The 6,329-nt window shown below is 76.2% G+C and carries 4 protein-coding genes and 1 pseudogene; all 5 read left to right on the top strand.

All coding sequences use genetic code 11. The annotated features are described in order from the left end of the window. Positions 1 to 378, top strand: a pseudogene (locus tag ABZZ17_RS08040) (hypothetical protein); the annotation flags it as partial. Further along, positions 375 to 2,372 (top strand): TOMM precursor leader peptide-binding protein, encoded by a 1,998-nt coding sequence (locus tag ABZZ17_RS08035; protein ID WP_356873245.1) that lies wholly within the window; start codon positions 375 to 377, stop codon positions 2,370 to 2,372. The pseudogene ABZZ17_RS08040 and the gene ABZZ17_RS08035, both read left to right, overlap by 4 nt. Before the next feature lie 63 nt (positions 2,373 to 2,435). Next, positions 2,436 to 4,202: a thiopeptide-type bacteriocin biosynthesis protein gene (locus ABZZ17_RS08030; RefSeq protein ID WP_356873243.1), complete on the top strand. Its 1,767-nt coding sequence runs from the start codon at positions 2,436 to 2,438 to the stop codon at positions 4,200 to 4,202. Positions 4,203 to 4,216: 14 nt separating this feature from the next. Then, positions 4,217 to 4,573, top strand: a complete 357-nt coding sequence (locus ABZZ17_RS08025) for a zinc ribbon domain-containing protein YjdM (RefSeq protein ID WP_356873241.1) — start codon at positions 4,217 to 4,219, stop codon at positions 4,571 to 4,573. A gap of 523 nt (positions 4,574 to 5,096) precedes the next feature. Next, on the top strand, positions 5,097 to 6,257 hold the full coding sequence (locus ABZZ17_RS08020; RefSeq protein WP_356873239.1) for a hypothetical protein: 1,161 nt from the start codon (positions 5,097 to 5,099) through the stop codon (positions 6,255 to 6,257). Positions 6,258 to 6,329: the final 72 nt, after the last annotated feature.

Below are 6,329 nucleotides of genomic sequence, written 5' to 3'. Positions count from 1 at the left end.
GAGCACACCCGGCTCCTGGAACTGTTCGCCCTCCAGCACGACGAGGGCCCCTGCGTCGAATGCCACCGCACCGGCCACACATGGCTCAAGGCCCGCGCCGCCGGGCCGGACGCCGCACGGGCCCGCCCCTCGGGCGGCGCCGTCGCCCCCCTGGCCACCGCCGGAGCGCGCCCGGCCGTCTGGGAGGACGCCGGATGGACCGGAGGCTGGCTCGCGGAGACGGCCGCCCGGGAGGACTCCTTCCAGGACGCGCTGCACCGGCTGACGCGAGCCGCCGCGCCCGGGCGGACCCCCGCCGCCGGGGCGGATCCCGAACCCGCCGGCCTGCTGCGGGCCTTCGGGTTCACCGTCCTGCACACCCCGGAGGACCCGCGATGACCACCCGCACCCCCGCCCCGGACACGGCCGTCCCGGACACGGCCGTCCCGGACACGGCCGCCCCGGACACGGCCGCCCCGCTCGGAGCCCTGCCGGTGCCCGTGCTCGACGCCGCGTCGGCGAGGACGCACCCGGCCGGCCCGGCCGTGGTCCTCCTGACGCGGTGGACGCTGCGCGATGCCGAGGAACTCAGCCGGCACGCGCTCGGACGGCCCGTCACCCTGGTCCCCGTACGCCTCGACGGGGCACTGGCCGTGATCGGCCCGGTGCTGCGGCCGGGCGCCGCGGCCTGCCTGTCCTGCGCCGAGTACCAACGGCTGGCCACCGACGGCGGCCGGGTGCCCTGGCGCAGCCCGGACATGGCGCTGGCAGGCGTACCGTCACCCGCGCTCGCCGGCTCGCTCGGAGCCCTCGTACGGGACCTCCTGGACGACGACGGGGAGGCGCGGGAGGCGGAAGCGGGGGAGGAGGGGGCCGCGGATCCCGCCACCGCCGTCGTCCACGTCGTCCACCAGGGCCGCGGCACCTGGTCCACCCACCGGATCCGCCCGGTCGGCGGCTGCGCGGTATGCCGCCCCCTGCCCGCCGACACCGCGTCCGGCGTCGTCCCGCTGCCCGCACCCCGTCCGCTGCCCGACCCGTACGTCCTGCGCGCCCCCAACCCCCGCACCACCCCGGAGGGGCTGCGCGCCGCACTGTACGACGGACGGTTCGGCCCGGTGCGCCGACTGCTCCGCGCCGAGGACTCCGCCTTCAGCCTGACCAGCGCCTCCGTCACGGACGGCCGGCTCGCCGACGGCGCCGGATACGGACGCGCCGGTGACTTCGCCGACAGTGAGCGGATCGCGCTGTTCGAGGCCGTGGAGCGGTACGCGGGCATGCGGCCGACCGGCCGCCGCACCACGCTGCGCGCCTCCTTCGCCGAGCTCGGGCCCGACCGGGCCGTGGACCCGGAGCGTCTCGGCCTGCCCGACCCCGCGCACCACGGTCATCCGGCGTCGCCGACCGTCCCCTACACCCCGGACCTCGAACTGGACTGGGTGCACGGCTGGTCGCTGACCCGGCAGCGGGTGACGGCCGTCCCCGAGCACGTCGCCTACTGGGAGGTACCGGGCCCCGGGCGTCCGCGCGTGGTGTACGAGTCCTCCAACGGCTGCGGTCTGGGCAACAGCCCCGAAGAGGCCGCCCTCTACGGCCTGTTCGAGGTCGCCGAGCGGGACGCCTTCCTGATGGCCTGGTACGCGCGGACGCCCCTGCGCCGCGTCGAGGCGCCCGCCGAGGACCTCGACACGGCCCTCCTCGCGGACCGGGCGGCCGTGGCCGGCTACCGGCTGGTCCTCCTCGACGCGACGAACGACTTCGGCGTCCCGGCCGTCCTCGCGGTCTGCCGTTACGAGGGCACCCACCCCGGGGCGCCGCGGATGTTCCTCGCGGCGGGTGCCCACCACGACCCCCGCGCGGCGATCCGCTCGGCGGTGGCCGAGGTGGTCACCAACGTGCTGGAGTCGGCGCACCGTTCGTCCGGCGAGGGCGGCCCGCGCGATCCGCGGCGGCTGCGCCCGATGCTGGACCGGCCGGAGCTGGTGGTGACCCTCGACGACCACGTCGGACTCAACACCCTGCCAGAGGCGGCGCCGCGCACCGCGTTCCTCTTCGCCGGCCCGGGCCCGTCCCTGACGGCCGCCGAGACCTGGCCGGACGCGCCCGGACCCGTCCACGACCTCGGCGCCCTCCTCGCGGCCACCGTCGAGCGGCTGTCGCGGGCCGGTCTGGAGGTGATCACCGTCGACCAGAGCGAACCGGGCGTGCGCGAACGCCTCGGCCTGCACTGCGTGAAGGCGATCGTCCCGGGATCGCTGCCGATGACCTTCGGGCACGTCAACCACCGCACGCTGGGCCTGCCCCGGCTGCTGGAGGTGCCGTACCGGCTCGGCCGCACGGCCCGTCCCCTGCGCCACGAGGACCTGGCACTCCACCCGCACCCCTTTCCCTGACGCCGGCGCCCCCACGGCCCCGCCCCACGACCCGCCCCACGGACCCACACCCGAGGAACCCACGTGACGACCACCGGCACCTGGCACGGCCACCACCTCTTCCTGCACTCCACCACCGAGGACACCGACGCCTTCCTGCTCCGTGACGCCGCCCCGCTCCTCGACGGCCTGGTGGCGTCCGGGCACGCCGAGCGGTGGTTCTTCATCCGGTACGGGGAGGACGGCCCCCACGTACGGATCCGGGTGCGCGGCCTGAGCCCGGCCGCCGCCGGGGAACTGCCCCGCGCCCTGGCCCTGGCGGCGAAGGAGGTGCCCGCCGTGCCCGGCCCGTGGCCGTCCCGCCACGGGGAGGTCCGCGCCGTGCCCTACGTACCCGAGACCGGCCGCTACGGCGGCCCCCGGGCCCTGCCGGTCGCCGAGGAGGTCTTCGCCGACTCCACGCAGACGGCCCTCGCGGCCCTGCGGGAGCTGCGCGGCGCCGGCCCGGCGGCCCGGCTGACGTACGCGGCGGACCTCGCGCACGCCACCGCGCACGGGCTCGGCATGGACCCGCTCACCGCGGCCGGCTGGCTGCGGCGGCACGCGGCGGGCTGGCGGTGGGTCAGCGAGGTGCCGCTGCTGCCGGGCGCGGCCGTGCACAGCCGGGTCAACTCCGTGTACGCGGCGCAGCGCGAGGGGCTGGCACGGCGCGCGGAGGACCTGCGCGAGCGGCTCGCGGCGGGCACCGCGCAGCCGTGGACCGGCCGGTGGGCGGCCCGCGTCCACGCGGCGGACGCCCTGCTGCGGGCCGGGGCGGACGGGGCCGGAGGGGAGGCGGCCGGAGGCCGTGCGCCCGGGGGTGCGGAGCCGCTGTCGCCCGACGTGTCCGCCCGGGTCTGGGCCTCGCAGCTCCACATGCTCTTCAACCGGCTCGGGGTGACCCCCGACGAGGAGCGGGCCGTGTGCCGGCTGGCCGCCCGGACGCTGCTGGAGCCGCGTGCGGTGTCCGGCTCCCCGTCGGAGGACCGCACCTTCTTCCCGCCGGGGCACACCGCCCCCGACCTGCAGTACCTGGAGCGCAGCAAGTTCCAGATCGGCCGGGGCGAGGACACGGCGCTGCGGCCGCTGGCCGCCGGCCCGCAGCCGGCGCCGTCCTCCGGCGCCTGGCCGGAGACCGCCCTGCCCGCCGACCCGCTCCCGGACACGTCGCTGCGCGCGGTCCTGGCGGCCCGGGCGTCCGTCCGGGGCGCCCTCGGGGGGCCGGTGGACGCCGGCACCCTCGGCGCGCTGCTGTGGCACTCCCTGTCCGAGAGCGGCCGCTCCGAGGAGCGGTTCCCCGACGGGTCCGTCCGGACCGCCGTGCACCGCCCCCATCCCAGCGCGGGTGCGCTCTACACGGCCCGCGTCCGGCTGATCGTGCTCGACGTGGCCGGGGTGGTGCCGGGCACCTACGACTGCGTACCGGAGCGCAGGACGCTGCGGTACGTTGGCCCCGCGCCGACGGTGGCGGAGATCAAGCCGCTGTCGACGTACCTGTCCAGGCCGGCGACGGACCCGGCCGGGATCGGCATCGACGGGGTGCCCGTCATCCTCGGCCTGTACGCGGACCTCGGTCTGCTGCGCCGCCGCTACGGCCTGCGCGCGCTGCGCCTGGCCCTGCTGGAGACCGGCCACCTGGCCCAGAACCTCCTGCTGGTGGCCTCGGCGCTGGGCCTGGGCGGCACCACCCTGGGCGGCTTCCAGGACGACCTCGCGCACGAACTGCTCGGCCTGGACGATCTCGCGCAGCCGCTCCAGTACCTGTTGCCGCTCGGGCGCCGCCCGGAGGAACGGGTCGCGTACCCGTCCTGAAATAGACTGCCCCGATGACCGACGTCTCCTTGCCCCCCTGTCCCGAGTGCTCCAGCGCCTACACCTACGAGATGGGCGCGCTGCTGGTCTGCCCCGAGTGCGCCCACGAGTGGTCGCCCGCCGCGGCGGAGTCGGGCGAGGCGCCGGCCGAGCGCGTGATCAAGGACTCGGTCGGCAACGTGCTCGCGGACGGCGACACGGTGACCGTCGTCAAGGGTCTGAAGGTCAAGGGCAGCCCGACCGGCATCAAGGCCGGCACGAAGGTCCGCAACATCCGCCTCGTCGAGGGCGTGGACGGACACGACATCGATTGCAAGGTCGAGGGCTTCGGCCCCATGCAGCTCAAGTCCAGCGTGGTCAGGAAGGGCTGACGGCCGCCCACCAGTCCCACCTTTCGTCCTTCGCCTTCCGCCGGGGTTACAGGTACGAGGTCCGTGGCCCGTGCCCCGGCGAAACCCCCGCCAGCTTGATCGTGCATGGTCAAATGGCTGGATTCGTACGGTTGGAGCCGTGGGCCCGGCCGCGTCGCACCCCCGCGCGCCAGGCGCTGCGCCCGACACCCCCATCCCGCCCGCGCCCGGGCCCCCGGCCCGGGTTGCCGGGCGCCGCACCCCGCGCCGCCGTGGCGGCAAACGCCGAGGTCCCGCGCCGTGCGCGGGCCGTGCGGCCGGTTCGCGCGAAGGGGTCAGCGGTGCGCTTCCCGGGCCGAGTGTCGGGTCGTTCCCGAGCGTGCGGCGAGGCTCCTTCGAGGGGATGTCGAGCGGGCTCCGTTCGGCGTGAAATTGGTCTGGACCACCCGACTCCGTGATGGTTAGGGTTCTTAACAGAACTCGCGCCGGCCGGCAGCGGTCCCGTTCCGCCTTCCGCCAAACCCCTCTCGTGGAGGACCCGTCCGTGATCGACATCGTGGCCGTACTCAGAGCCGAAGACGCGGTTCTCGACTTCCTCTCCGTCCTCTCCGACCCCCGGCGCACCGAGGTCCACGTCCTGTCCGGCGACACCGGCGCCCACCTGGTCCTTCCCCCGGGCACGGACCCGCGCGAGCGGCTCGCCGCGCTGGCGGGCCACGTACGCCCGGTCGACGACACGGCCGCCTCGCCCGGGCCGGAACCCCTGGCCGTCCTGCTCCGCCGGGCGGCGGCCGGCCGGCCCGCGCGGCTGTGGACCCACTCGCCCGCCGACAACCGCCGGAGCCGGGGCGTACTCGGCCGCGACGCCGCCCGCGCGGCGGAGACCGAGGGCCTCCCCGTCCGGCACGCCGTGGGCTACTCGCCCTACCTCCAGTTCATCAGCGACCTGGACCGTCCGCTCGACGCCGCCCAGACCGCCGCCAAACTCGACTTCGTCAACCGGCACTGCGCCCACCTCCTGTCCACCCGTTCACCGGAACAGATGCTGTACACCGCCCGAGTCCCGGCCACCGAGCGGTACTTCGAGGCCGGGCCCGCCGAACGCGACGGACTCTTCGCCCTGTTGTCCAGCCTCGACGACGGAGCCGCCACGGTGGAGGACCCGTGGGAGTTCGCGAGCTCCCCCTACGAGCAGGAACGGCTGGACGCGACGACCGCCTGGATCGCCGGCCGGCTGGCCCCCGCGGACGGACCGCTGACCGAGGTCGGCGCCTGCGAGGGCGCGCTCACCGTCCGGCTCCGCGACAAGGGCTTCACCGTCGAGGCCACCGAACCCAACCCCCTCTTCCGCCGGCGCCTGGCCGCACGCCTCGGCGACACGGGCCGCGTCCACCCCGACGGACTCGAGGAGCTGGCCGCCCGGCCCCGCCTGCCCGGACCCGCGTACCTGCTGATCGAGATGCTCTACTACGGCCAGGACCTCGACCTGCTCGACACCCTGCCGACCGGCCTGGTCTTCGTCGCCCTCGAACCCGAGGCGATCGCCAGCCGCCTCGTCCCCTGGCTGGAGACCGCCCCGCACTGGGAGAACGCCGGGGAAACGGTCCTCGTCCGTCCCGCGCTCGAAGCCGTCTGCGGCGGCCGCGCCTACCTCAGCAAGCGCGGGAGCACCGGCGTCCTGCTGCGCCGCACCGCCGCCCGCTGACCCCGCCCGGGCCCTGACCGCGGGCCCCTCGGCCCGACGGCCTCCGTACGACGGCCTCCGTACGACGCTCCG

Source organism: Streptomyces sp. NPDC006512 (genome assembly GCF_040611935.1).
In the GTDB taxonomy this organism is placed as follows: domain Bacteria; phylum Actinomycetota; class Actinomycetes; order Streptomycetales; family Streptomycetaceae; genus Streptomyces.
This window is presented reverse-complemented; position numbering and strand designations above follow the sequence as displayed.

Coding starts and splice junctions, on each gene's coding strand:
- ABZZ17_RS08025 (WP_356873241.1), top strand. CDS start 4,217: ATGACCGACGTCTCCTTGCCCCCCTGTCCCGAGTGCTCCAGCGCCTAC.
- ABZZ17_RS08035 (WP_356873245.1), top strand. CDS start 375: ATGACCACCCGCACCCCCGCCCCGGACACGGCCGTCCCGGACACGGCC.